Genomic DNA, 25,664 nt, shown 5'->3' with positions numbered 1-25,664 from the left:
AACCATAAAACAGGATAAACCCGCATACAGCTTCAAAACACTCAACGCATATTCCTAAAAAGATACGCAAAGCTACCTAGACCAGTCTCACCCAGTCCAGACCGCCAATCATTACCCCCTAAAGAGCAACAATCGCGCCGCCAGCATATCCCTTCCAGATACTCTCTCTATTCTCTTGTCAAAGATCAAAACCCAATAGGGCCGAATAACCTAGCAAATCCACCGGAAAGGCTCAAGAAGTTTCCTCAACGCCGCCGGTGAATGGGGATATAGGACCCACCCCTCAAACCGTCAATCATAAAATTGCAAAAAAAACAGAAACCATCACAACACATAACCAAAAAAGCCAGAAAACTAGTAAATTCTGGGATCATTTAAACACGCACCAGCATGGCAGGTGCATAGAATCGATCCACTTCCTGTTCCGGCAGCATAAATCCTATCCATTTTAAGATAGACGCATGGTGACGGATTTTGAGACATACCCACTGAATTATTACAACATATTGCAGCAAGCAGGTTCCCATGCCGAAATCACCGACCCAGCCCACCCTTCTCCATAAGGTCAACGATCATGTCGCGGTGCGCATGACGATCATATTCGGGAGTATCTGGTGCGTTTATGCATTTCTGGTCTTTTCCCTTATCCCTCTGGCCGCCCCCGCATGGCAGAACACGCTGCTTTATATAAGCAACTGCATCCAGCTCGTTGCGCTACCTGCCCTGATGGTGGGCAATGCGGTGCTGAGCCGGGGCACCGACCAGCGCGCGGCGGAAGACCATGCCGCCCTGATTGAAATCCTGAACGATGTCCGGTCTGAAGTGTCCGAACTGAAAACCGTGACCAATGATCTGGCGCGCAAGACGAACCAGGCGGCCAACCATTCCCCATCGGAAATCGTGTCGTTTTCCAATGAAGCTGTTATCAATGTGACGGAAAACGAAGCGCATGAAGCGGTCATCCCCGCCAAGGGCTAAAGCCACCAGCATATTTTATGGAAACATCATGTCCCCTGCCCTGAACCGCCCTGAAATCGTTGCGGAACTGACCGCGATGTCTGACCGCTATGAAAAGGCGCTTGGCGATAATGACATCGCGGAGTTGGACGCCCTGTTTTACCATGGCCCCGAAACGGTACGATACGGTGTTGGCGAAACACTGTACGGGTTTGATGAAATCGCGGTATTCCGCCGTAACCGGGCAGGTGGTTCTCCTCCGCGCGACGTGCTGCGCCGACATATTACGGCTATCGGCACGGATACCGGCACGGTTGATCTGGAATTCCGTCGTCACGGTGCCGAACGGATCGGCCGGCAGAGCCAGACATGGATCCGCACCCCCGACGGGTGGAAGATCATCGCGGCCCATGTGTCCCTGATGGCCGATATTTCCTGATCAGTTGCCGATATCTGGCGCACAGGCATCCTGCAACCGCGACAGTACATCGACAAAACCGGTTGCGAAGGATGCCGGGCCGCCAGCATCCCGGGCCGCGATTTCCGCCGCCCGTGCATAAAGTGCATGAACGGCCGCCACCGCAACCAGCCTGTCCGATTCCTTTGGAACGGTTGCCAGGGCTGCGGCAACCAGACCGCCCAATGCACAGCCTGCCCCTGTCACGCGCGTCAGCAGTGGGTGGCCGCCAGGCACAATAATATGTCGACCATCGGGGGCAAGGATATGATCTTCCGGCCCGCTGATGGCGACGATTACCTTACGACTGCGGGCAAGCGCCTGCCCCATTGGCACTGCCTGCCCGATCGAAGCCGTGGCTTCCACCCCCCGTGCCGTCGCCGCCCCTCCGGCCAGCGCCACGACCTCACTGGCATTTCCCCGGACGACAGCAGGTAATCTGGAGGCAAGTGTACGAATGATGGCGTCATATTCCCCGACACCGGCGCCCATGGCCACCGGATCCAGCACCCATGGCACATGGCCTGCATTTGCGGCATCCACGGCATCCATCATGTCGCGTGCCGTGCAGTTGATCAGTCCCGCCGCATTGACCCAGATTGCCGCGGCCTGCCCCCCGAAACCGGCCGGCCAGCCCGGCGCCGCCCCGATGGCGGGGGCCGCCCCTACCGCCAGCAGGACATTGGCACTGAGGGAGGCCGCAACATAGTTGGTCAGCCCATAGACAAACGGGGCCTGCACCCGTATCCGGCGCAGGACAGGACGACAGTACGGATGGTCATAATCCATGGATAGGGGTACGTCATGCAACAGCGGTCACTCCTTTCCCACGCATCCAGACAATAGGTCGCCTGACACCGACAGGGGTTGCCTTTTGGTGGTAATCGACTGAAAAATAAAGAACGGACCGGGTCAATCATACCGGGGACCGCCTGAATTCCATAGATGATTTACCAGCCGCCATATCGTAGCAGGAACATACCGTGCGACCAGCTTTCCTTTATGCCCCTGTCATTCTTGCCGCAGGACTACTGGCCACTCATTCCGCACGGGCTGCGGATGCACTGGGACAACCGACAGCCAAAATCTGTTTCACCCTGCGTGATGCCGCCCTAGCGGGCGGATATTCATGGGGCAAGGGACGCCTTTATTTCGGCAACCATTCCTACCCGGTCAAGATTACTGGCGGCGGAGCGGTCGGAATCGGTTACAGCAAGCTGAAGGGGGACGGGACGGTGTACAACCTTGCCCGTCTGTCTGACATAAACGGCACCTACTGGTCCGTGCGGGCGGAAGCGACCATGGCCCGGGGCCGCAATGTCGCTGTGCTGGACAATAACCATGGCGTGGACATCAAGACGACCATGCGCACCAGCGGCGCCCATCTTGCCGCGGCCGTCATGCGGCTGACGCTGCGTGTGGACCCGGGCCGGGAACGGGTTGATACCCTCCCGGCCGCCTGTTCGTTCCCCATCCATTAAGGGACGGTTTAAACAGCCCATCCTTGTTGGCATCATGATGCTGCCCTTAAAAAGGGCGGCACCCAAAAACTCCTGTTTTCAAAGAGTTTACAAAAAAACCGGATCGATTTTCCCTAGATCGTGCTGATTACGATCTCGACCAGACTGGGACGGCCGGACGCCATCGCGGCTTCTATGGCCGGAGCGATATCCCCCGCACGGGTAATCAGGCACGATTCCAGGCCATAGGATGTCGCCATGGCCTGATAGTCGATCGGTGGATCACGCAGGTCCATTGCCAGGAAATTTCCCTCCTGCGCGGAAACATAATGCGTCTGCCCCCGCATGAACCCCTTCAGCACGTTATATTCGCGGTTGTTCATCACGACAAAGGTCACCGGCAGCCGTTCATGCGCTGCCGTCCACAAGGCCTGTGGAGAATATAGGGCCGCCCCGTCCCCCACCAGGCAGACAACCGGTTCACGCCCCAGCCCCAGCGAAGCCCCGACCGCAGCCGGCATGCCCCAGCCCAGCGCGCCACCGCGCAGGAAGGAGTACTGCGCGGCCCAGTCACTATCGAGGAACATGCGTGTATAGGAGGATGTTGCAATCGCTTCATCCACAATGGCGACCTGCGGGCCAATGGCGCGCACGACTTCATGGGCTGCAACACAGGGGGCGATGACCGGATCATCCCGATGCCGGGCCACCAGTGTTTCCGCATCCATGCGCCTGCTGGTCCGGGCGGCGATGACACGCGTGCGGGCCGCACTGAATTCAGCCCGGCGGGGCTGTGTCGCCTGCTGCAGCAGCGGGATCAGCACATCCAGCGACGCACGGATATTACCCACCAGCGAAAGCGGGGTCTGGAATGTGCGCCCCAGATCACGCACATCGGCCGAGACCTGATAGACCGCACAACCCGGCGGCACGGGGGAACCTTCGGAATACAGGATGGTAATCAGCGACTTGCCGCCCAGTGCGAAGATTGCATCATAATCCGCAAGCCTGCGGGCAATGTCAGTTGCGCGCGTGGGCATGTTACCCGCCCATAACGGGCAGGACGTCGCAAACGGGATACGCGATGGCCATGACGCGCCATAAACGGGCGCACCAAGGATTCCGGCCACTTCAGCCACCTGTGCCGCCGCATCCGCGCCATGGACCTCATCACCCGCGATGATCGCAAGCCTGCCCGGCGCAATACCGGCCAGCGCGCGGGCCAGGTCCGGCAGGCCGCCGGCTATGGAGGCGCGATTGATGACGGATAGGGAACCGACATCGACATCGCTGGGTTCCTCCATCACATCCATGGGCAGGGACAGGAAAACCGGCCCGGACGGGGCCGCCATCGAATCGTTGAAGGCACGCCGCACCAGTACCGGCAACTGGTCCGCATGCAGGACTTCCTGCGCCCATTTGACAGCGGGCGTTGCGATGCTGACCAGATCGCCAAACAGCAACGGGTCGGAAATCGTATGACGCGAGTCCTGCTGCCCCGCCGTCACCACCAGTGGCGTCTGCGATACGCTGGCGTTCAGCAGATTACCCATGCCATGCCCCAGCCCCCCTGCCGTATGCAGGTTCAGGAAGCCGGGACGTCCAGCCGCCTGCGCATACCCATCAGCCATGGCCACCACGCTCGCTTCCTGCAGGGCAAGAACGTATTTCAGGTCCGGACGACGCTGGAGCGCATCGATCAGGGGCAGTTCCGTTGTGCCGGGATTGCCGAAAATATAGCGAACCCCTTCACTTTCCAGAATTTCCAGCAGGATGTCGGCCCCCCGCCGTCCCCCTGTCCGCCGTGCTGCGACCTCGAGCGGTGTAATGGCCATGCTGTCCTCTGCGTGCATTGACGGTCAGGCCATCGCACCACGTTTTCGGGATCGGGTCCACCATGGGGCGAGCAGGGCAGATGTCATTTTTATCTTGATAATGATAATTATTATCACTATCAATTTCGACACCCGTGGGTCGCCCGACAGATTCCCAACCGTCGATTTCCCAACTTGTCCACGGAACCTTACGGCATCACCCACAGCCCGGGTGATGCCGTTTTTTTATCCAACGGACACATGACCCCGCACGGAGATATTTTTTCATACCCGGACGGGATAATCTTACACTTTCAATTGACCCCATTACCGGACGTGAAGATGATGCAATGACATCCAGCCATGAAAGTGAGCCCTTTGCCCGCTGACGGTCCTGCTACCCTGTCCGCCCCCACACCCGTTCCAGACGGGAGTAATGAATGGGCGACACCCGTATCCACCATGATCGACGCCCTGCACCACAACGGCATCATCACGGCGCACCATGTGGCGGCAGCCCGGTTCTGGGCCACGGATTACCGGATTGGCGTGATGGGAGAGGAAGACCCGCATCTGGACCGGACATCACTGGGGCTGTCCGTGCGGCCGCTGAACGGACGCATGGGGTCCATCAACCGTTACAGATATATTCACGACATCATCGGCAACCGCTACGAGCGGATCCTGATCGCCACAATGATCAACAACCAGCCGCTGGATGAAATAGCCAGCCATGCCCGGTACGATCCCCGGCATATGGGCAGCGTGCTGGCGCTTCTGCTGGATTTCCTGACCCGGCATTATGACGCCATGCCCGGTCACCTGTGGCGCGGTTGACCCGTCAGGCAGGCCACTCGAAATAAAAAAGGCGCCCCGGAAAAACCGGGACGCCCCTTCAGACCATATCAGCGATAGGCTTCGGCAAAGGCCGCCGCCGCACCCAGCAGGCCTGGCTGCGGGTATGTAATCAGCTTGACAGGCATTTCCGCCATCATGCCTTCGAACCGGCCCTTGGCCACGAACCGTTCGGCAAAGCCGGAACTGGGCAGGTGCTGGGCCAGACGCAGGCCAAGGCCACCGGCAATCACAACAGCGCTGCCGCCCTGTGCCAGCGCAAGATCCCCCGCAACCGTACCAAGGCTGAGACAGAACCGTTCCAGTGCGGCTGCCGCCACCGGGTCGGATCCCTCCAGCGCCATGGTCCACAGCGCCTTGTCATCACGCGCCTTGACCGACAGTTCCCCCATTTCGGCAATCGCCTCATACAGGTTGAGCAGCCCCGGCCCGGACACCACGCGTTCCACCGACACGCGCCGGTAGCGACGGCGCAGCACGGTCAGGATACGGTCCTCAAGCTGGTCGAGCGGGGAGAAATCGATATGCCCGCCCTCGGTCTCGCACACGAAATAACCGTTCTTGCGCCGCACGATATAGGCGGAACCCAGACCCGTGCCCGGCCCCACGACGGTAATCACGCCCTGTTCGGGCAATGGCTGGTCGGGACCACAGATATGCTGCAGGCTGTCTTCGCCCACCTGTGCCACGGCATGGGCCACGGCGCCGAAATCATTGACCAGGATCAGCTCGTCCACCCCCAGCTTGACCGGCAGCCACGCGGGCTGGATGACCCACGGGTTATTGGTCAGCTTGAGGATATCCCCCTTGATCGGGCAGGCCACGGCAATGCCCGCGGCCTTGGGCAGGGGGCGGTCAACCACGCGGGCAAAGGCTTCCCATGCCAGCTGCAGGCTGGCGTGATCGGCACATTTCAGGGTCGTGGCTTCCCCCAGCGTGACAACCCGCCCCTGGTCAACCTGGGCAATGGCGAAGCGCGCGTGCGTGCCGCCAATATCAACTGCTACGATCTCTTTCATATCCGGTCACGCTCCGTGGCCATACGGCAGCTCCTTGCCCCGCTATTACAATAAAAACAGTCTGCGATTGTGCCCTCTCCCATGCATTTCATGCAACAGAACAGGCAATTCAGGTGCCGCAGATCTATCGGTTAACACATCTATCCAGAAAACAAGACCAGCCATCGTGTAATTTCATTGATAAATGTCACGAAATGGCCACAATCGTTCCGGTCAGCATTAAAATATATCATATAAACCCTGACCTGCCGGGAAATCAGTCCGTCTGGTCTGCCTTGATGGCCGAAAGGATCCGCCGCTTGAACGGCCACGGTATCAGCGTGTCCACCAGCCGCAGCACTGAAAACACGAAGGGAAAGACCAGATGGGGCCGGTTGCGGTCCACGGCGCGGGCGATCTTGCGCGCGGCAGTAGGCGCGGTCTGCAAAAATGGCTTCGCGCCCACGACGCGGCGGCTCATGGGGGTATCCACAAACCCTGGCGAGACCAGCGTGACCCCGATCCCCAGCGGGGCCAGCGCCATCTGCTGCGCCTCGGCAAAACGTTTCAGCCCGGCCTTGGACCCCGAATAGGCGGCAGCGAACGGCAGTGCATGGAAGGCCGCGACCGAACTGATCAGCACGATATGCCCCCGTCCCCGCGGGACCATGCATTCGGCAGCGGCAGCAGCCATGGCCGATGGCGTGGCATAGTTGACCAGCCCCAGATGCAGCACATCCTCCGCCCGTTCCACCACGTCACCCCCGCGCCGCATGTCCCCCAGCCCCGCGGCCAGGATGGCGATATCGACCGGATAGCTGTCATCATCCTGACGCAGGGCTTCAATCGCAGCCGCTCCATCAGACAGGTCAAGGGTGCGCGTATGCACCTGCACACCCAGGCTGCGGGCCTGTACAGCCACATTTTCCAGCCGTTCGGCATTGCGTCCCCACAGGACCAGCGATCGCCCACGGGCGGCATACAGCCGCGCCAGTTCCGCCCCGATCCCGCTGGATGCCCCCGTAATCAGCACATATCCGCCTTCATCCATGCGTGAACCGGACCTAACCGTCATTGTCTATCTTCCTTTTAAGGGTCCTTCTGTGCCATCAGCACAACAACAGGACGGACCACCGAATCATTTCTTTCAACCCTTGCCTGCATAACCTGCCCCGTTCCGTGACGGAATGAAGGTCGATGCGGGTAATGTTCAGGATGCAACGAACCGGTCATGAACGAAACCGATCGTCTTACTATCATTCCCGTTTCCGGCTTTCGTCAGATGACCACCTTTATCCAGTTGCCCCGCCGCCTGTACGCCGGGCTGCCGGGTTATGTACCCCCTCTGGACCTGACCCAGCGAGACCTGCTGACCCCGCGCAAGAATTCCTTTTTCCGCCAGGGACGCGCGCAGTATTTTCTGGCCATGCGGGGCAAACGGGCGGTGGGACGCATATCCGCGCAGATCGACCCGATTTCCATGAAACATTATGGGGAACCTGTCGGTTTTTTCGGTGCACTGGACGCAATCGACGATCTGGATGTTGTATCCGCCCTGCTGGATGCCGCAGGCACATGGCTGCGACAGCATGGCATGAAGCTTATGCGCGGACCGCAGACGCTGGACAGCAATGGTGAGTTCGGGATGATGCTGGAGGGCCACCACGCCATGCCGATGGTGGCCATGCCGTGGCACCCGCAATGGCTGCCGGGCATGATGGATGCCTGTGGCGCCACCAAGGTGCGCGACCTTGTAGCCTATCAGATGCAGACCGGCCCGGATGCGGAAGAAGCCCACCTGGTCCCCGCCAGCCTGCGGCTGGGCGAAGGGCGGCTGGGCAATGTCACCACCCGTGGCCTGCGCATGGACCGGATCAATGAGGACGGGGAGATCCTGCGCACGCTGTACAACGACGCATGGCGCAACAACTGGGGATCGATTCCGCTGGCGCGTGAAGACATGCAGTCCATGATCGTGGAGATGAAGCCCATCCTGCGGCCGGAGCATTTCGTGCTGATCGAACAGGCGGGCAAGCCGGTCTGTGTGGCGCTGGTGGTTCCCAACGTGTTCGACATTTCCGCCGACCTCAATGGCGATCCGTCGCCGCTGGGGTGGCTGAAACTGGGCAAGCGGCTGCTACGGCATGAATTCCATTCCGCGCGCGTCATCCTGCTGGGCGTCAGTTCCACGTTGGACGGCACGGCGCTGGGGGCGATCATGCCGGCACTTGCCATCACCGAACTCATGAAACGCGGCCGCAGCCTGCCCTACCGCACGATCGAACTTGGCTGGGTTCTGGAAAACAACCTGCCCATGCGTCGCCTGATCGAACGGATCACGCCCGAACCGTGCAAGCGCTACCGGGTTTACGACCTGTCGCTGGAGGACTGAGGGACAGGCCTCAGCCCCCAGCCTCCCTTACATGGCTCCAGCCACGCCGGGCAAATGCCATCACGTGGCCCGCCGCGTCGCAGACCTGCACGTCATTTCCCGCGACCACCTGCCCGATACGGGTCACCGCCACCCCCGCACGCGCGGCATGAGCCTGCAGGCCAGCTTCATTCATGGGGGGGACGGCAAGCAGCAGTTCATAATCATCCCCACCGCTCAGACACGTTGACAGCCATTGCGGGCCAAGTGCGCGCACGGCCGGGGATAACGGCACCTGATCCGCATGGATCACGATCCCTACCCCGCTTTCACGCGCCATGTGCCCCAGATCCTGCAACAGCCCATCTGACACATCCATCCCGGCGGATGCGACATCCCCCAGATCCAGCCCCAGCCGGGGACGGGGCAACTGGTAGCGGCCTGCCAGAAAGCCATCGGGATCGGGCACCTGCCCGCGTCGCGCCAGCAGGCCCATCGCGCCATCACCAATCGTGCCCGTAACCCATATGCCATCGTCCACGCGGGCGGTGCTGCGCCGTAACGCCCGTCCGGGCGCTACATGCCCCAGCACGGTCAGGGACAGCACCAGTGGCCCGGACGTGGATGTCGTGTCCCCGCCCAGCAGCGTGATGCCAAACTGTTCCTGATCGCGCACAAGGCCCGATGCAAAGCCTGCAAACCACGCCTCATCCCGCGCGGGCGGCATGGATACCGTCATCAGGTAACCCAGTGGGGTCGCATCCATGGCGGCAAGGTCCGACAGGTTGCAGCGCAACAGCTTGCGACCAACGGTGTCGGATGGATCATCAGACAGGAAATGCACGCCTTCGACCATGGCGTCGGCCGCAATAACCAGTTCACGCCCGGCGGGCGGCATGAACACGGCGGCATCATCGCGCAGGTCAAGCGCCCCGTCCCCCGCAAGCGGCCGGAAAATACGGGCAATGAAACCGAATTCCGCCGGCAGGCCATTACCTGACAGTGCGTCCTGTCCCATGGCCGTCATGCCTTTCTTCGGGGTTCAGGCGGGTTTGCTGTCGGGGGCGGCATCAGCCACGGGGGCATCATCCACTACCAAGACCGTTTCACTGCCTGCATCCGTCACGGATGCCGCCGGTTCATTGATCCGCCGCGACAGGGCATCGAGCACGCCGTTGAGCATGCGCGGTTCATCACCGGCAAGAAAACCATGGGCGATATCCATGTATTCATTGATGATGACGCGGGCCGGTATGGGATCCGCCCCCGTCATCTCACCACCCGCAGCATGCATGATCGCCCGCAGCACCGGGTCCAGACGGGCCAGCGGCCATGACGCGGGCAGGATGTCATGCAGCAGCGTGTCAATGCGTTCCTGCCGTGCCATGGCGCCACGCACCACGATCCCGAACAGCCGCGCATCGGCGTCGGGCACGTGTCCTTCGGCATAATCGCACTGATCGGATGCGGACGTGCCCAGCCGGTGACGCATGAACTGATTTATGACGCGTTCCGGGCTTTCGCTGCCCTGTTCGATCTGGAACAGGGCCTGCACCGCCGCAACACGCGATGCGGTGCGGGAACGGACCTTGTGCTGCCGGTCACCGTCTGTCTGTGTCATGGCGCGTTACTCCTGCTGTGACATTGCTGCGAATTCTGCGTTTCATCGCCTCTTTGCGTGGCGGGGTCCAGTTCAATCTTTGTCCCTGGAGCCCGATGGGGGAAAGTCTTCCCCCTCCTCACCCGAGACGGAAGCCGAAATCGTGTCCAGAATATCCGCGAAATCCTTGGTTTCACGGAAATCCCAATGCACGCTTGCGAAACGGATATAGGCTACCGAATCAATTTCACGCAGCGTTTCCATAATCAGCCGCCCGATATCACGTGAGGGAATATCCGTCTCCCCCGTGGCTTCCAGATGACGGACCAGCCCATTGACGATCCGTTCGATCCGATCAGCCTCGACCGGGCGCTTGCGCAGCGCGATACGGACCGAACGCGCCATCTTGTCACGTTCGAAGGGCACGCGGCGGCCATCGGCCTTGACCACGACAAGGTCGCGCAGCTGCACGCGTTCGATGGTGGTGAAGCGCTGCCCGCATGATCCACATATGCGCCTGCGCCGAATGGCCGCGCCATCTTCATGCGGGCGGCTGTCCTTCACCTGCGTATCGTCATTTCCACAAAAAGGGCAACGCATGCAAAACCGTTTCCTGATTACGCGATGGAACAGAACACGCCACGCGAACGCGGCATGACGGGCTAGGCACCGATATCAGTCAGTACATCCAGTACCGCCGCACCATACCGGGCCAGCTTGGAACCACCCACCCCCCGGATCATGCCAAGCTCATCCAGCGTGGTCGGGCGTTCAAGGGCAATATCATGCAGCACGGCATCATGGAAAATGACATAAGGCGGGATTTCCTGTTCCCGCGCCTCCCCCAGCCGCCATTGCCGCAGCGCCTCATAGCGCGCTGCGGCTTCTGGCGTCAGGTCAGCCATCTGGGGCCGCTGGCCGCCGCCTGAACCGCGTCCCGCCGCCTTCAGATCCTCGGCCGCGTCCTCGCGCAGCATGATCTGCTCCTCGCCACGCAATATGGGCCGGGCGCGCCCTTCCTCAAGGGCAAGGGCATTATATTCCCCCGTCACCTTTATCGCGCCACGGGCGATCAGCTGGCGGATCACCCCACGCCAGAAAGGTTCGGGATGGTCGCGGCCGATGCCGAACACACTCAGCTTTTCATGGCCATGGCGGGAGGCCATATCCGATGCCTTGCCACGCAGCACACCCGCCACATGCACCGCACCAAAACGCTGTCCTGTGCGATAGATTGCCGACAGCACCTTCTGCGCCGCCACCGTGCCGTCAAACGTCGCGACCGGATTGCGGCAGTTGTCACAATGACCGCAGGCGGTGGACAGTTCCTCGCCAAAACACGACAGCAGGGCCTGCGTACGACAGCCAGTGGTCTCGGTCAGGGCGATCATGGCTTCCAGCCGGGCGCTCATGATCCGCTTCTGGGCATCAGGCGCGTTGGACTGTTCCAGCCAGTACCGGGCACGGGCCATGTCGTCGCCGCCATACAGCAATACGGTTTCGGCCAGTTCCCCATCACGCCCGGCGCGGCCGATCTGCTGATAATACCCTTCGGGCGAAGATGGCATGTCCAGATGCACCACGGCGCGCACGTCAGGCCGGTCAATGCCCATGCCAAAGGCGATGGTGGCAACGATCACCACCGGCTCGCCCGAACGGAACCGCATGAGGGCAGCACGCTTTTCCACCGGCGACAGGCCGGCATGGAACGGCAGCGCGGCATATCCCTTGCCTGCAAGTGAGCGTGCAATCCGTTCGGTCTTGCTGCGGCTGCCGCAATAGACGATGGATGCCGCCCCGCGATGGCGGTCCAGTATCCCGGTCAACTGACGCAGTTCCGATGTCTTGGGCTTTACTGCAATATCAAGGTTGGGCCGGTGGAAACTTGCCTTCAGCACCGTGGCATCCGGCATCGCCAGCGCATCAAGGATGTCGGTACGCGTGCGCGCATCCGCCGTGGCCGTCAGGGCAATGCGGGGCACATTGGGAAAATGCTGCGGCAGGGCCGCAAGTTCACGGTATTCGGGCCGGAATTCATGACCCCAGGCGGAAATGCAGTGGGCTTCGTCAATCGCGATGACCGACAGCGTCAACCGCCCCAGCCGTTCCAGCATACCGGGGGAAAGCAGCCGTTCTGGCGAGACATAAAGAATGTCCAGCCGCCCGGCCATAAGGTCCGAACGGACACGGGCGGCATCATCGGCTTCCTGTTCGGAATGCAGCGCGCCCGCATTTACCCCCAGCTGGCGCAGGGCCGCGACCTGATCATCCATCAGCGCGATCAGGGGGGAAATGACAAGGCCGGTGCCGGGCCGGGCAAGTGCGGGCACCTGATAGCATACGCTCTTGCCGCCGCCGGTGGGCATGAGCACCAGACAGTCCCGGCCTGCCATGACCTCATCCACTGCCTGCTGCTGCAGCCCACGGAAATCAGGAAAGCCGAAAACCTCGGCCAGCACATCACGCGGGTTGCGTGCTGCGCCGTCACCAGCCGTCATATCATCAGGAGGGAGGCCGTCGTTCAGCGTCCACCAACCTCGATTTCGACGCGGCGGGACGCCAGGGCGCCGTTTTCGTTGTTCAGCGGGCCACGCGGCTGCTGGCTGATCCGGCTGGCGTCCACGCCATCAACCGCCAGCTGGCGGGCCACGATCTTGGCGCGGTCGATCGCCAGCAGTTCATCTGCCGACAGGTCATGACTGGCGGCGGCATAGCCTTCAACCCGAACCCTGGCGTGGGTCGATACCGCACGCTGGGCGGCCTGTGTGATCACCATCTGGGCCGGCGTGTCGAGCTGGGTGGAGTTCTGGGTAAAGAACACGACATATTTACCCGGATGGCCACCAGCACACCCTGTCAGCAGACCAAGACCAAGAAGAAGGGACAGGCGACGCATGATGGATTCACTCCTGATTCAGGGATTCAAGACGGATCGCTATCAGCCTTCTGGTATACCCGATCCGGTTTTCCGCTACTTCGTGCCCTGTGGAAATAGCCGCGTCAATCCTTTCCACCAGCATGGCCACCCCTTCATGAATGGACACTGACCATTTTTCCGTCAGAAATACGCCATACTTTATCCAGTTTCTCGACACCTGTCAGGCGATGCGCAATCAGGATGACGGTACGGCCATGGGTCACATCATTCAGGGTCTGAAGGAATTCCTGCTCGGTACGCGCATCCAGTCCGGTGGCCGGTTCATCCAGTATCAGGATGGGCGCGCGTGACAGCAGCACACGCGCCAGCGCCAGCCGCCTGCCCTGCCCGCCTGACAGGCTGGCGCCCCCTTCACCCAGCCAGCTATCCAGCCCATCGGGCAGTTCGCGCACGACGTCCGCAACCCGGGCCTGTTCCAGCGCGATCCACAGATCGGCTTCACCCGCGTCGGGACGACCAAGCAGCAGGTTGGCACGAATCGTATCGGCAAACAGGTGCGTCGCCTGCGACAGCCACGCAATCCGCCCGCGCAGGTCATCATCACGGATGGTGGCGATATCACGCCCACCCAGCGTAATGCACCCCGCCTGAGGCGCCACCGCCTTGAGCAGCAGCGCCGCCAGCGTGGACTTGCCCGCACCCGACGGCCCCAGCACCGCAATACGCTGGCCCGCCGGAATGGACAGGTTCAGGTCATCCAGCACCGGGGCACGGTTCGCGCTCCAGCGGAAGGATACATGCCCAAAGCTGATATCGCTGCCCGCCGGTGCGGGTTCGGTACCTTCAGGGGGCGCGGGTTCAGGCATTTCACTGACGGCCACGACCCGGGCCGCAGCCCGGGTAATGCTGCCCGCCAGCGCGCCAGCACGGGTCAGGCCGCCCACACTTTCAAATGCCGCAACCGTCAGGAACAGCACGGCCGCCGCGGGCAGGGGCGCAATATGCGGCAGGCCGAGGCCAAGAGCGGCAGCCAGCACCGCCACCACCGCCGCCTGCCCGCACAGATAGGATGCGGCCCCAGCCATGGCCAGCATCCGGGCCTGTTTCATCTGCGCGCGATACAGCGCGTCATCACGGTCACGGACATGGGCCAGCATGCGCCCCTCCGCCCCGAAGGTCGCGATTTCGCGCAGCCCCCCCACCATGTCCAGCACGCCAATACGCAGCTGCGCGCTGGCATGGTTGACCTGACCACCCTCACGCCGTCCCATCATCGCAGCGATCAGGGGCAGGACAAACGCACCGCAGGCAAACAGCCCCGCCACCACGACCGCCAGAACGGTGTTGACCATGTTGATGGCGATGAACAGGAACGGCAGCACCAGACATGCACCAAGCAGCGGAATGATGATGCGCAGGTACAGTCCGTCCAGTGTCTCGACATCGGACACCAGCCGCGACAGCAGGTCACCCGCGCGGCGGAAGCCCAGACCAGCCGCCGCACCCCGCGCCAGATTACGGAAAAACCATACCCGCACATCCGCCAGCGCGCGGAACATGGCATCGTGCGTGACCAGACGTTCGGTATAGCGCAGGATCACCCGTGCACTGCCGAAGATACGCAGCGCGCCGGTCGTCACCACGATCACGCCCACCGTCATGGCCGCGACCCGCATTCCCGCCTCGCGCATCAGCACAAGGCCGATCAGCACGGCCAGCAGCGACAACAGCGCGCCCGCCGTCAGCAGCGGAGCGCGACGCTGCCATATATGCAGGATCTGCAGCACCGGCCCCATCACGCCTTCACGCCGCGCCAGCCGTGCGAATTCCCGGTTTTCCGAGGACTTCACGATGCATTCTCCCCACTGGTGACAATACGGCCATGATCAAGGTCCACCCGCTGTCCCCCGAACCCTTCCACCGCAGCAGAGTGGCTGGCAAGGATGACCGTGCGATGGGCCGCAAGCGCACGCAGGCTGGCGAACACGTCGGCTTCGGTCTGCGGATCAAGGTGGGCTGTCGGTTCATCCAGCAGAAGCAGCGGCGCGTCCTTGAGGAAGGCGCGCGCAATCGCCACGCGCTGCGCCTGCCCGCCCGACAGACCGAACCCGCCTTCGCCAATCAGGGTCTCAAGCCCGCGTGGCAGGTTGGCGATGAATGCATCCGCCGCTGCCGCCCTGATGGCGGCCTGCAACTGATCGTCCGTCGCATCGGGACGGGCGAACAGGATGTTTTCGCGCAGGGTGCCTGCAAACAGAACCGGCTTCTGGCCAATCCATGATGTCATGGCGACCAGTGTTTCAGGTTCGATGGTGGCCATGTCGACACCATTGATGGTGATGCGCCCGCTTTCGGGCTGGATGAAGCCCAGCAGCATTTCGATTATGGTCGACTTGCCCGACCCCGACGCCCCCCACAGCACCAGCGTCTGTCCGGCGGGTGCGGTGAACGAGACATCATCCAGCGTCGCTCCGCGTGCGGGGTCCCATGTAAAGCCTACATGTTCAAACGCGACACTGACGCCCTGCCCCGTTTCGCACACCGCCTGACCAGCCGCGCGCACTGCCGCCGCGTCCGGCAGGATCCGCATGGCCGCAGCCGCGCCCGATGCATGGGCGCGATCCTGATACGCCAGCGCAAGACTGCGGAAAGGGGCAAAGAATTCCGGCACCAGCAGCACAACAAACAGCCCGCGCGCGACATGGGCCGCCATAACAGTCGCAGGCACGCCCCCCTGGTCATGCAGCGCCATGAGCTGCGCGCCATTGCGCAGCGCCACCAGCACAAGGGCCACGACCAGCGCGCAGTCGATGGAGGCCGATGACAGGAACGCAACCCGCAGCACCTTCATGGTGCGCACGCGCAGTTCCTCCGCCGCGGCGGCAAGCCTGCGGGTTTCATCTTCCGTCCGGCCTGACAGGACAATGGTGGCGATGCCGCGCACACGGTCAAGGAAGCGCGCCTGCAGGCGCGTCATGGCAAGGAACTGGTTGCGCGAGGCAACCGCCGCCCCGATCCCGAACAGCGCCTGCCCGAACGGTACGGCAATACCGCATATCGCCATGATCAGAGCCGAGCCCGGCTGAACGAAGGCGGCAAGGACACCGATGACAAGCGGGGCCGCGACCCACAGCACGGAAGCCGGCAGCCAGCGTGCGAAGAAACCATCCAGCGCCTCGATCCGGTCAACGGCCAGTGCAGTCAGTTCCCCCGTATGGTGCCTGCGCAGCAGTCCCGGCCCACCGCGCAGGATGGCGTCCAGCACCCCGCCACGCAACCGCGCGCGCGCCTTCATGCCCGCACGGGCGGCAAGGATGTCCGCACCCATCTGCAAGACAGCGCGCACGATGGCCAGTCCAACCAGCCCCGCAAGCGCCCACGTCACCGCCGGTTCCCCGCCAGGCACCAGCACGCTGGCCAGCACGCTGGCAATGCACCAGACCTGTCCCACCGCAGTCGCGGCCAGGGCCAGCCCGAGCAACACAACCGGCATGGCCTGTCGGCGTCCAAGACGCGACTGTGCCCTTGTCCACGCCTTCATCACTGTCTTGTCATCGTTCATGACCGCTCCCTATACCGAAGGACACGACACAGGGACAGCCATCATCCACGGCCGGAAACTGACGACACCATAACTCTGCCATGCATTTTTGCATGGATTCAGCCCGCCATTTCATCCTGTTCGGGCTGCTTTAGTGGAAAAACAAGGACATAACGTGTCCCGTTTTCCTCGAACATCTGCAGTTCACCACCCAGTTGCCGGGCAAAGCCACGGATCAGCTGCATGCCGATGCCGCTGCGCCCTTCCTCTGTTCCGGGATGATTGCGCACCGCCGCCATGCCCACGCCGTTATCGGCGATCCACAGGCACGCCCGGTTACCGGACAGCGCGCGCAGCCCGACTTCCAGCGTGCCGTGCTGGCGGTCGGGAAACGCGTATTTGATCGTATTGCTGACCGCTTCCGTCACGATCAGCGCCAGCGGCACCGCCTGGTCGGGCACCATCAGCAGATCATCGACGCGGATATCCAGCGTGATGCGGCTTTCGTCGGATTCACCGATGGCATGCATGATCTGGCCACACAGTTCGCGCACGAAGCTCTGCATATTCAGGCTGTACAGTTCGCCATCGGCGTAAAGATAGCGATGCAGGGTGGCCAGCGCACGCACACGGTCACGCGCCTGCGCGAATTCCTCACGTGCGGCGGGCTGGCGGATGCGACCTGCCTGCAGGTTCAGCAGCGATGCTACGATCTGCAGGTTGTTCTTGACGCGATGGTGCATTTCCTTAAGCAGCAGTTCCTGCCGCGCCTGCGCACGTTCCAGCCGCTTTTCATGTCGCGCCAGCTTGCGGGTGGCCTTGCTGAAGGCATGGGCAAGCTGCCTGACCTCCAGCGGCATGGCCCAGTTGGAACGCACGTCATACATGCCACCCAGCTGCCACTGATTGACCGACGTGGTCAGCTGGCGCAACGGCGTGATCACCAGCACATCGGCACTCTTGGATGCGCCCAGCAGCCCCATCAGCAGCAGCAGCCCGCTGCTGACCAGCGATATGGCGAACATCACCACCGCGTGCCGCTCCCCCGCGTTGCGGCGCGTCATGGTCAGGACATGCACGCCATCCTGCACACGACCGATGGAAAACGACCCATCGGGCAGGGTGATGTGGGCATGTTCCTCCCCCATCGCCAGGGTCGCGCGTGCCCACTGCATGATACGTTCGGGCGGATGAGGCGACCAGTTGCAATCCGAACACAGGGGGACGGCGGCATGGGCGTGGCTGTCCACCACCCATACCTCGACCGGGCCATTCTGCTGCACCAGATCCATCCGCGGGTCACTGGCCTGCAGTATGGCGCTGCGCCATGACAGCGGCATGACCGCCGTCAGGTAGCCCGGACGGGCGGGCCTGCCGACATCATCATAAATGGTGGTGGAAACCGTAATGCGGAAATAGGCGGGCACATGGGTGAGCGGATCGGTCAGCGCCACCAGCCCGACATCCCCCTGGAAACGGGGCATGGCGTCCATGCCCAGTGGGGTGGATCCCTTCTGCGGCCCGACAGCGGTCAGGATGTTGCCCCGGTCATCCGCCAGCGCAATCTGGCTGTAATGCCGCCCGGTCAGCGACTGCACCAGTTCAAGCATATGGCGCAGGCCCGCATCATCCAGCCGCATGCGCGAGACGGCCTGCAGCAGGGAACTTAAATGTTCGGCTTCATGACGCAGTTCAAGATCGATGCGCGATACCGTAAGGTCGGTACGGTCCCCCGGCGCTTCAAGCGTGGCGCGATAACTATGCCATGCCTGTACCGCCCCGATCAGGGCAATGGGCATGGCAGCCAGCAGAATGATCGCCATCATCCGCCCACGCACGGCATCGAACACGCGACCGACACGGCTGAACAGGCTCCGGTGGCGGACCTGCCTGCCGTGACCGGAAGATGGGAATACGGACATCCGTTATTTTGTCCGTTTCCGGTCTTCCTCAATCAGACGCAGGAGTTCCTCGGGAACGGGCTCTTTCGTCACGTCGTCAAACAGCTGATGCAGCCCCCGCTTCAGCCATAGCTCGAACGCATCATCCGATCTGTTTATGGACTTCTTTCCTGGTTGCCTGGGAGGACACTTGTCCTTCAGAGCCATCGCATTATCCCGAAGTAAATTCCCACTTCACACAATCCCTGTCTGGGTCAGGGCTGCATCTTACCCTGCAAATTCCAAGATACTGTATGGAGACAGCACTGTCAGTGCCATACTCATGCCGCAATTCAAAGTGGGAATCCACCCAATCAGACTGATGCCGCAGGGCGTGCCTGCACACGTGTGCGCAGGCGCTGCACCGCGCCGCGCAGCTCGACAGTGGAAATATCGCGTTCTTCACCATACAGCCATGCGGCCAGCTGGCGACGGGCGCGGAAGACGCGGCTCTTGGCGGTACCGACGGCGCAGCCAGTCGCCGCAGCCAGTTCGTCATAGCTCATGCCCTGCATCACCACCAGCACCAGCGCCTCGCGCTGGTCGGCGGGCAGGCGGTTCATGGCTTCGGCCAGTTCCTTGACCACCAGGCGTTCCTCATGCGCGCCGCTACCCGCCATGGCGGAAGCGGGCACATCCTCGATATTCCCGGTTTCGCGCTTCTTGCGCAGGTCGGAGATGAAGCGGTTGCGCAGGATGCGGTGCATCCACGCGGAAAAATTGGTACCCGGCGTAAAGCTGTGCTGGGCTGCCAGCGCATTGCACACGGCGTCCTGCACCAGATCATCCGCTGCCGCACGATTGCGTGTCAGCGACAGGGCCTGAACGCGCAGACGGGGCAGGATTGCAATCATCTCGTCATGAAAGCTGTTGGTCATCTTCTTCTCCCCTGTGTTGTCGTTCTTCATGCCGGTGCAATGAACGGGGAAGGCAAAAGGTTACATCCACCCATATAACGAAAACGCGAGCAGGCGGGCCGTGGTTTCATTCAGCCGTCATCAGGGCGGGTGCCCATGTAATCCACGATCTGGGCCCGGGCGCGGGAGACCCGGGCCTTGATGGTGCCGACCGTCACACCACATACATGTGCAGCTTCCGCATAGGTCATCTCCTGCACGCCAACCAGAACCAGCGCCTCACGCAGGCGGGGGGACAACTGCCAGATCGCGCTATTGAGGTCGCGCAGAGCGTCCGCTTCCCCTTCCCCCGTGCCACTTTCGGGCTGATCGGGGCGATGGGCATAGTCAGACATCACATCACGTTCGCGTCGGCCGTGGCGCACCTGTTCATAAAAAAGGTTACGCGCGATCGTGTACAGCCACGCCTTCATGCTGGTGCCGGGGGTAAACTGCTCAAGGGCCGCCAGCGCGCGCAGCACGGTTTCCTGGACAAGGTCGTCCGCCTGCGCGGCCTGCCCGGTCAGAAAACGGGCAAAACCACGTAATTGCGGCAGAAGGGACAGGATCTCCCCACGCAAGTGCGTGACCGCTGACGGATCGGGTGGTATTCTGGATTCCAGTTTGTTTACTCTTCAACTCTTGCAGCACAGCCTAACGCTGTCATGATCCGGAGTGTAACAGTTTATCTGGGGAGATGAATGCCTCATGCCGCTATCACGGCGTCAAGACCTGCTTCGCGCCCTGCCCTATGCCCGGCGTTACGCCCGGGCGTTATGTGGCAGCCAGTCGAGTGGCGACCTGCTGGTCGCCGAAAGCCTGCGCGAACTCATGGCGGTGGATGATCCATCCATGCCACCAAGGCTGCGCCTTTACCAGTGGATATCCCGCCACCACGCCGAACATGGCGGCGGCGGAGACGCGGCAGGCGGCATGCCGCCGCTGGGACGCAAGCTGCTGCTGCTGACCTCGCTTGAGGAACTGTCGGTGAACGACGCCGCCCGTGTCCTGTCACTGCCCCCCGCACAGGCCACCACCATACTGGAGGATGCCCACGCCCGCCTGCGTTCATGCGCCCAGACCAGCGTGCTGATCATCGAGGACGAACCGATCATCGCGATGGATATCGAGGAGCTGGTGCGCCAGTGCGGCCATACCATCGCAGGCGTCGCCAGCAGCGAGGCGGAAGCCATAAAGCTTGCGCGCGAAACCCGACCCGGCCTGATCCTGGCCGATATCAACCTGGGCGACGGTGGCGACGGAATGAAGGCGGTGTCCAGCATCCTGCAGCATCAGGACATTCCCATCATCTTCGTCACAGCCTACCCCGAGCGCCTGCTGACGGGCGATACGATCGAACCGGCATTCGTCATCACCAAGCCTTTTGAACCGCTTACGCTGGCGGTCTCCACCTATCAGGCGGTTTCGGGTGGCGTATCCCTGAACTGACACAGCCGCATGCCAGTCCCGCGCCTGTGCCATCCCCCCTGTATGGCCCGGCGTGTATGGTGCCAGTCGTCGGCCGCACGGTCGGCTGGGGCTGATCCGCCATGCGACAGCTTATCAGAAAGGGCAGTAATGAAACGGCTGGTCATCGTATCCAATCGCGTTCCCGTTCCCAAGGAGGGGCTGCGCCCCGGCGGCCTCGCGGTTGTGCTGAAGGACCTGCTGGCGCGCAAGGGGGGCATGTGGTTCGGCTGGAACGGCACCTGCCATCCCGATGCGGCGCACCTGCCACCCGAAATCCAGCAGGCGGAAGGGGTGGAATATGCCACCATCGGCCTGACGCCCTCGGAACACCGCAACTACTATACCGGCTTTTCCAATTCCACGCTGTGGCCGCTCATGCACTCCCTGCCCGAGCACATCCATTTCGAGCGGCGGGAACTGGCTACGTACTGGTCGGTCAATGAACGGTTCTGTGAAAACCTGCTGCCGCTGCTGCGCGCGGATGATATCATCTGGATACACGACTATCACCTGCTGCCGCTTCCCGCCCTGCTGCGCCGCCATGGCGTGCGCCAGCCCATCGGCTTTTTCCTCCATACCCCCTTTCCCGCACCCGACATGCTGGCCACGGCGCCTGATGGCGGCACGTTCCTGCGTGACCTGCTGAAGGCGGACCTGCTGGGATTCCAGACGGCGGACGACACGGCCAACTTCATTTTCGCCGCCACCCGCAAAGCCGGGGCCATAGCAGAAGATGACCATACCCTGACATTCGAAGGGCGCCGCGTGCATGTCGGCACTTTTCCCGTGGAAATCGATCCCCAGACCTTTGCCCAGACAGCCGTCACCGCCGCCGGATCACAGGACCTGCGCCGGCTGTCCGGTTCGCTGGCGGGACGCAAGCTGGTCTTTGGCGTGGACCGCATGGACCCGACCAAGGGGCTGGACCACCGGCTGGCGGGCTATGAACGCCTGCTGGAAACCTATCCCGGGCGGGAACGGCAGGTCACGTTCCTGCAGATCGCGGCCGAAAGCCGGACAGACGTACCGTCCTACCAGGCGTTGCGCAACAAGCTGGAACACCAGATCGGCAAGCTGAACGCCCATAAGGGCCAGGCCGACTGGACCCCGCTGCGCTTCCTGACACGTGGCAGCCCCCGGCCCACCGTGGCCGGTTACATGCGGCTGGCGGATATCGGCTACATCACCCCGCTGCGCGATGGCATGAACCTTGTAGCCAAGGAATTCATCGCAGCCCAGGACCCCGAAAATCCCGGCGTGCTGATCCTCTCGCGTCTTGCAGGCGCCGCAAAGCAGCTTGAGGCGGCCTTACTTGTCAACCCGCTGGATCATGATGAAATGGCCGATGCGCTGGAACGTGCGCTGGCCATGTCGCCCGAAGAACGGCGCGAACGCTGGCAGGCATGCTGGAACAGCATCGCCAACCGCACGGCCCTTGGCTGGGGGCTGTCGTTCCTGAACATCCTTGAAAACGCGGCGCGGCGTTAAACCCACACCGGCCTTGCGCATGGGGTGGTTGAGAATACATAAGTGGGCATGGCTTCACCTCCCCTTCTTCTCCTTCAGGACATCACCCTGACCCTTGGCGGTGCGCCGCTGCTCAATGGCGCGGGCTTCGGCGTTGGACCGGGCGAGCGCGTCTGCCTTGTCGGGCGCAATGGCTGTGGCAAATCCACCCTGCTGCGCATCGCGGCGGGTGAGATACAGGCTGATGACGGCACCGTTTTCGTACAGCCCGGCACCACCGTGCGCTACCTGCCGCAGGAACCCGACCTGTCGGGCTTCGCCACCACGCTGGATTATGTCCGCGCGGGCATGGGACCGGGTGATCCGGAATACCGCGCCGAGCTGCTGCTGACCGAACTGGGCCTGAACGGCACGGAAGACCCGGCTACCCTGTCGGGCGGGGAAGCCCGTCGCTGCGCGCTGGCGCGTGCCCTGGCCCCCGAACCCGACCTGCTGCTGCTGGACGAACCCACCAACCATCTGGACATGCCCACCATTGAGTGGCTGGAGCGCGAACTGCTGTCGCTGTCATCGGCCATGGTCATCATAAGCCATGACCGCAGGCTGCTGGAAACGCTGTCGCGTTCGGTCGTATGGCTGGACCGGGGCGTTACCCGCAGGCTGGATCAGGGATTCGCCCGGTTCGAGACATGGCGCGAGGAAGTGCTGGAGCAGGAAGAACGCGACAGCCACAAGCTGGACCGCCAGATCGCACGTGAAGAAGACTGGATGCGTTACGGCGTGACCGCGCGGCGCAAGCGCAATGTCCGTCGCGTGGCCGAACTGGCCGAACTGCGCAATACCCGCCGCACCGCCATAAGGCAGCCCGGTGGTCTGAAAATGGAAGCCCGCGAAAGCGATCTGTCGGGCAAGCTGGTCGCGGTGGCGGAAGACATGTCACGCGCCTATGATCCTGCCCACCCGGTAGTCAGCCATCTGGACCTGCGTGTCCTGCGCGGGGACCGGCTGGGGATCGTCGGTGCCAATGGCGCGGGCAAGAGCACCCTGCTGCGCCTGCTGACGGGGCTGGACAAGCCGGATTCCGGTACCATCAATATCGGCAGCGCCCTCAATGTCGTGACACTGGACCAGCAGCGCCGCTCGCTTGATCCCAACACCACGCTGGCGGATACGCTGACGGGTGGCGGCGGCGACATGGTGCAGGTTGGCGATGAAAAACGCCATGTCATCGGCTACATGAAGGACTTCCTGTTCCGCCCCGAACAGGCGCGCACACCGGTAGGCGTGTTATCAGGCGGGGAGCGCGGGCGACTGATGCTGGCCTGCGCACTGGCGCGGCCATCCAACCTGCTGGTGCTGGATGAACCGACCAATGACCTTGATCTTGAAACGCTCGACCTGCTGCAGGACATGCTGGCGGCCTACTCCGGCACGGTGCTGCTGGTCAGCCATGATCGTGACTTCCTTGACCGGGTCGCGTCCTCCATCCTGATGGCGGAAGGTGACGGGAAATGGGTGGAATATGCCGGTGGCTACAGCGACATGCTGGCCCAGCGGCAGGATGCCACGCTGGCTGCACGACCCCGTCAGGACCGCGCGGAAACGACACCGGCCAAGACCGATGTGACGCCTTCCGCCTCCCCCCGGCAGCCAGCGCGCAAGATGTCGTACAAGGACAAGCACGCGCTGGAACAGCTACCGAAGCAGATGGCGGCGCTGGAGGCGGATATCGAACGCCTGCGCGCCATCCTGTCCGATGGGGGACTGTATGCGCGCGACCCGGCTGTCTTTACCACCACCACCGCCGCGCTGGAAAAGGCGGAAGCCGACCTGACAGCGGCGGAAGAACGGTGGCTGGAGCTCGAAATGCTGCGTGAGACGCTTCAGTCTTCCTGAACGGGGGGGATAATCAGGCCGGACGCCTCCATCCGCGCGCGTGCGGCGGCGATTCCCTGTGTCACCGCCAGTGCCGCGGCCAGCGCCCGGCGGCCCGCCGCAGCATCCACCAGCACTTTCGCGCCATCAAGGCAGGACGCCGCGAAGGCGGTATGCTCAGCCGCCAGCGTATCATGATCCCGCCACGTCACGGATTCGCGCCGGAATCCGCCCGATCCGGGCAAAGGCAGGCCACGCGTGCGCCCGATCATGGTCAGTTCGCGCTTCATGAAATCGGCAGACAGGTAGCCTTCCTGTGAAAAGACGCGCATTCGCCGCTCGGTCTTGAGCGAAATGCGGCTGGCCGCGATGGTGGCGACACAGCCGTTTTCAAAACGTACGCGGGCGTTGGCGATGTCCTCGAAAGGTGAACTGACGGCGGCCCCCAGCGCATCGACACTTTCGATCGGGCTGTCCACGATGGACAGCACCAGATCAAGGTCATGGATCATGAGGTCAAGGATCACCGATACGTCCGTCCCGCGCGGCTTGTACGGCGCAAGGCGCGTGGCCTCGATATACAGTGGACGCGAAATCCGGTCGGTAATGGCCTGATGTTCAGCGGAATAACGCAGCAGGTGCCCGACCTGCAGCACAACGCCATGCACCTGCGCCAGATGCGCAAGCTCATCAGCCTGCGCCAGTGTTTCCGCCATGGGCTTTTCCACCAGCACATGCTTTCCCGCAGCCAGTGCAAGCCGGGCGAGGTCGAAATGATGCTCGGCGGGGGCCGCGACAATAATGGCATCAGAACAGGCCAGCAGGTCTGGGTATGACAAGACGGGCGCACCGCCCGCCTCCGCCGCGACCTTGCGCGCACGCGTGGTATCGGGATCGTGGATGCCGGTCAGGACCTCACGCGCGGACGCCCGTACCTTGAGCGCGTGGAAACGGCCGAAATGCCCCGCCCCCACAATGCCGACGCGTAACAACCGCATTCCCGCCTGCGTCATGTCCTGCCCTTCCTGCCTGTTTCGGGTCCGTAGCTGTTTTCCGGATTAGCAGCCCGCCACCCCGTCGCACAC

Annotated in this window: 25 protein-coding genes; 8 read left to right on the top strand and 17 right to left on the bottom strand. The window is 62.4% G+C overall.

The window, feature by feature from the left end; all coding sequences use genetic code 11:
* Nucleotides 1–525 precede the first annotated feature (525 nt).
* Complete coding sequence (locus tag MSKU9_RS15805) at nt 526–978, top strand: hypothetical protein (RefSeq protein ID WP_141262329.1); 453 nt, start codon at nt 526–528, stop codon at nt 976–978.
* Between the two features lie 28 nt (nt 979–1,006).
* Nucleotides 1,007–1,396: an oxalurate catabolism protein HpxZ gene (hpxZ, locus tag MSKU9_RS15800; protein WP_141262328.1), complete on the top strand. Its 390-nt coding sequence runs from the start codon at nt 1,007–1,009 to the stop codon at nt 1,394–1,396.
* Here the strand turns inward: hpxZ and MSKU9_RS15795 are convergent, their stop codons facing one another.
* Complete coding sequence (locus MSKU9_RS15795; protein WP_141262327.1) at nt 1,397–2,224, bottom strand: hydroxyethylthiazole kinase; 828 nt, start codon at nt 2,222–2,224, stop codon at nt 1,397–1,399.
* Between the two features lie 173 nt (nt 2,225–2,397).
* Here MSKU9_RS15795 and MSKU9_RS15790 point away from each other — a divergent pair, with 173 nt between their 5' ends.
* Nucleotides 2,398–2,895, top strand: coding sequence for a hypothetical protein (locus MSKU9_RS15790; protein ID WP_193557719.1), 498 nt, complete (start codon nt 2,398–2,400; stop codon nt 2,893–2,895).
* A gap of 113 nt (nt 2,896–3,008) precedes the next feature.
* Here the strand turns inward: MSKU9_RS15790 and MSKU9_RS15785 are convergent, their stop codons facing one another.
* Nucleotides 3,009–4,709 carry a thiamine pyrophosphate-binding protein gene (locus tag MSKU9_RS15785; RefSeq protein WP_141262326.1) on the bottom strand — a complete coding sequence of 567 codons (1,701 nt, stop codon included), beginning with the start codon at nt 4,707–4,709 and terminating at the stop codon, nt 3,009–3,011.
* A 342-nt stretch (nt 4,710–5,051) separates the two neighbouring features.
* Here MSKU9_RS15785 and MSKU9_RS15775 point away from each other — a divergent pair, with 342 nt between their 5' ends.
* On the top strand, nt 5,052–5,525 hold the full coding sequence (locus tag MSKU9_RS15775; RefSeq protein WP_227001115.1) for a hypothetical protein: 474 nt from the start codon (nt 5,052–5,054) through the stop codon (nt 5,523–5,525).
* 68 nt (nt 5,526–5,593) lie between these two features.
* Here MSKU9_RS15775 and glk read toward each other — a convergent pair whose 3' ends face one another.
* The gene (gene glk / locus MSKU9_RS15770; RefSeq protein WP_141262325.1) at nt 5,594–6,562 is read right to left on the bottom strand and encodes a glucokinase; all 969 of its coding nucleotides are present in this window, start codon (nt 6,560–6,562) and stop codon (nt 5,594–5,596) included.
* A gap of 256 nt (nt 6,563–6,818) precedes the next feature.
* Nucleotides 6,819–7,616, bottom strand: coding sequence for an SDR family NAD(P)-dependent oxidoreductase (locus MSKU9_RS15765; protein ID WP_141262324.1), 798 nt, complete (start codon nt 7,614–7,616; stop codon nt 6,819–6,821).
* A 156-nt stretch (nt 7,617–7,772) separates the two neighbouring features.
* On the opposite strand from MSKU9_RS15765, the gene MSKU9_RS15760 reads away from it, so the two are divergent.
* A complete protein-coding gene (locus tag MSKU9_RS15760; RefSeq protein WP_141262323.1) occupies nt 7,773–8,933 on the top strand; it encodes a hypothetical protein in 1,161 nt (386 codons plus the stop codon).
* A gap of 10 nt (nt 8,934–8,943) precedes the next feature.
* On the opposite strand, the gene thiL is transcribed toward MSKU9_RS15760, so the two are convergent.
* From thiL to MSKU9_RS15705, 12 genes are all read right to left on the bottom strand, one after another.
* Entirely contained in the window at nt 8,944–9,939 is a 996-nt protein-coding gene (thiL, locus tag MSKU9_RS15755; protein WP_141262322.1) for a thiamine-phosphate kinase, read from the bottom strand.
* A 15-nt stretch (nt 9,940–9,954) separates the two neighbouring features.
* Nucleotides 9,955–10,533: a transcription antitermination factor NusB gene (nusB, locus tag MSKU9_RS15750; RefSeq protein WP_141262321.1), complete on the bottom strand. Its 579-nt coding sequence runs from the start codon at nt 10,531–10,533 to the stop codon at nt 9,955–9,957.
* 72 nt (nt 10,534–10,605) lie between these two features.
* On the bottom strand, nt 10,606–11,112 hold the full coding sequence (nrdR, locus tag MSKU9_RS15745) for a transcriptional regulator NrdR (protein ID WP_141262320.1): 507 nt from the start codon (nt 11,110–11,112) through the stop codon (nt 10,606–10,608).
* 62 nt (nt 11,113–11,174) lie between these two features.
* Entirely contained in the window at nt 11,175–13,010 is a 1,836-nt protein-coding gene (gene recQ, locus MSKU9_RS15740) for a DNA helicase RecQ (protein WP_141262319.1), read from the bottom strand.
* A gap of 23 nt (nt 13,011–13,033) precedes the next feature.
* On the bottom strand, nt 13,034–13,408 hold the full coding sequence (locus MSKU9_RS15735) for an OmpA family protein (protein WP_141262318.1): 375 nt from the start codon (nt 13,406–13,408) through the stop codon (nt 13,034–13,036).
* A 7-nt stretch (nt 13,409–13,415) separates the two neighbouring features.
* The gene (locus tag MSKU9_RS17940) at nt 13,416–13,556 is read right to left on the bottom strand and encodes a hypothetical protein (RefSeq protein WP_154670682.1); all 141 of its coding nucleotides are present in this window, start codon (nt 13,554–13,556) and stop codon (nt 13,416–13,418) included.
* A complete protein-coding gene (gene cydC, locus MSKU9_RS15730) occupies nt 13,543–15,240 on the bottom strand; it encodes a thiol reductant ABC exporter subunit CydC (RefSeq protein WP_141262317.1) in 1,698 nt (565 codons plus the stop codon). The genes MSKU9_RS17940 and cydC overlap by 14 nt, the downstream gene beginning before the upstream one ends.
* A complete protein-coding gene (cydD, locus tag MSKU9_RS15725; RefSeq protein WP_141262316.1) occupies nt 15,237–16,952 on the bottom strand; it encodes a thiol reductant ABC exporter subunit CydD in 1,716 nt (571 codons plus the stop codon). Before cydD ends, cydC begins: the two co-directional genes overlap by 4 nt.
* 98 nt (nt 16,953–17,050) lie before the next feature.
* On the bottom strand, nt 17,051–18,853 hold the full coding sequence (locus MSKU9_RS15720) for a sensor histidine kinase (RefSeq protein WP_193557718.1): 1,803 nt from the start codon (nt 18,851–18,853) through the stop codon (nt 17,051–17,053).
* A 3-nt stretch (nt 18,854–18,856) separates the two neighbouring features.
* Nucleotides 18,857–19,039 carry a hypothetical protein gene (locus MSKU9_RS18635; protein ID WP_010514389.1) on the bottom strand — a complete coding sequence of 61 codons (183 nt, stop codon included), beginning with the start codon at nt 19,037–19,039 and terminating at the stop codon, nt 18,857–18,859.
* Nucleotides 19,040–19,185: 146 nt separating this feature from the next.
* Entirely contained in the window at nt 19,186–19,749 is a 564-nt protein-coding gene (locus tag MSKU9_RS15710) for a sigma-70 family RNA polymerase sigma factor (RefSeq protein WP_141262338.1), read from the bottom strand.
* Between the two features lie 110 nt (nt 19,750–19,859).
* Entirely contained in the window at nt 19,860–20,348 is a 489-nt protein-coding gene (locus MSKU9_RS15705) for a sigma-70 family RNA polymerase sigma factor (RefSeq protein ID WP_141262315.1), read from the bottom strand.
* Between the two features lie 127 nt (nt 20,349–20,475).
* Between MSKU9_RS15705 and MSKU9_RS15700 the strand changes: the two genes are divergently transcribed.
* The 3 genes from MSKU9_RS15700 to MSKU9_RS15690 all read left to right on the top strand — a co-directional run bounded on the left by MSKU9_RS15700 (nt 20,476) and on the right by MSKU9_RS15690 (nt 24,600).
* Nucleotides 20,476–21,216, top strand: coding sequence for a response regulator (locus MSKU9_RS15700; RefSeq protein WP_141262314.1), 741 nt, complete (start codon nt 20,476–20,478; stop codon nt 21,214–21,216).
* A 129-nt stretch (nt 21,217–21,345) separates the two neighbouring features.
* Nucleotides 21,346–22,725 carry an alpha,alpha-trehalose-phosphate synthase (UDP-forming) gene (locus tag MSKU9_RS15695; RefSeq protein ID WP_141262313.1) on the top strand — a complete coding sequence of 460 codons (1,380 nt, stop codon included), beginning with the start codon at nt 21,346–21,348 and terminating at the stop codon, nt 22,723–22,725.
* Nucleotides 22,726–22,773: 48 nt separating this feature from the next.
* A complete protein-coding gene (locus MSKU9_RS15690) occupies nt 22,774–24,600 on the top strand; it encodes an ABC-F family ATP-binding cassette domain-containing protein (protein WP_141262312.1) in 1,827 nt (608 codons plus the stop codon).
* On the opposite strand, the gene MSKU9_RS15685 is transcribed toward MSKU9_RS15690, so the two are convergent.
* On the bottom strand, nt 24,588–25,592 hold the full coding sequence (locus tag MSKU9_RS15685) for a Gfo/Idh/MocA family protein (protein ID WP_141262311.1): 1,005 nt from the start codon (nt 25,590–25,592) through the stop codon (nt 24,588–24,590). The two genes, MSKU9_RS15690 and MSKU9_RS15685, sit on opposite strands and share 13 nt — an antisense overlap.
* Nucleotides 25,593–25,664: the final 72 nt, after the last annotated feature.

The sequence above is a fragment of the Komagataeibacter diospyri genome (genome assembly GCF_006538165.1).
GTDB lineage: Bacteria > Pseudomonadota > Alphaproteobacteria > Acetobacterales > Acetobacteraceae > Komagataeibacter > Komagataeibacter diospyri.
This window is presented reverse-complemented; position numbering and strand designations above follow the sequence as displayed.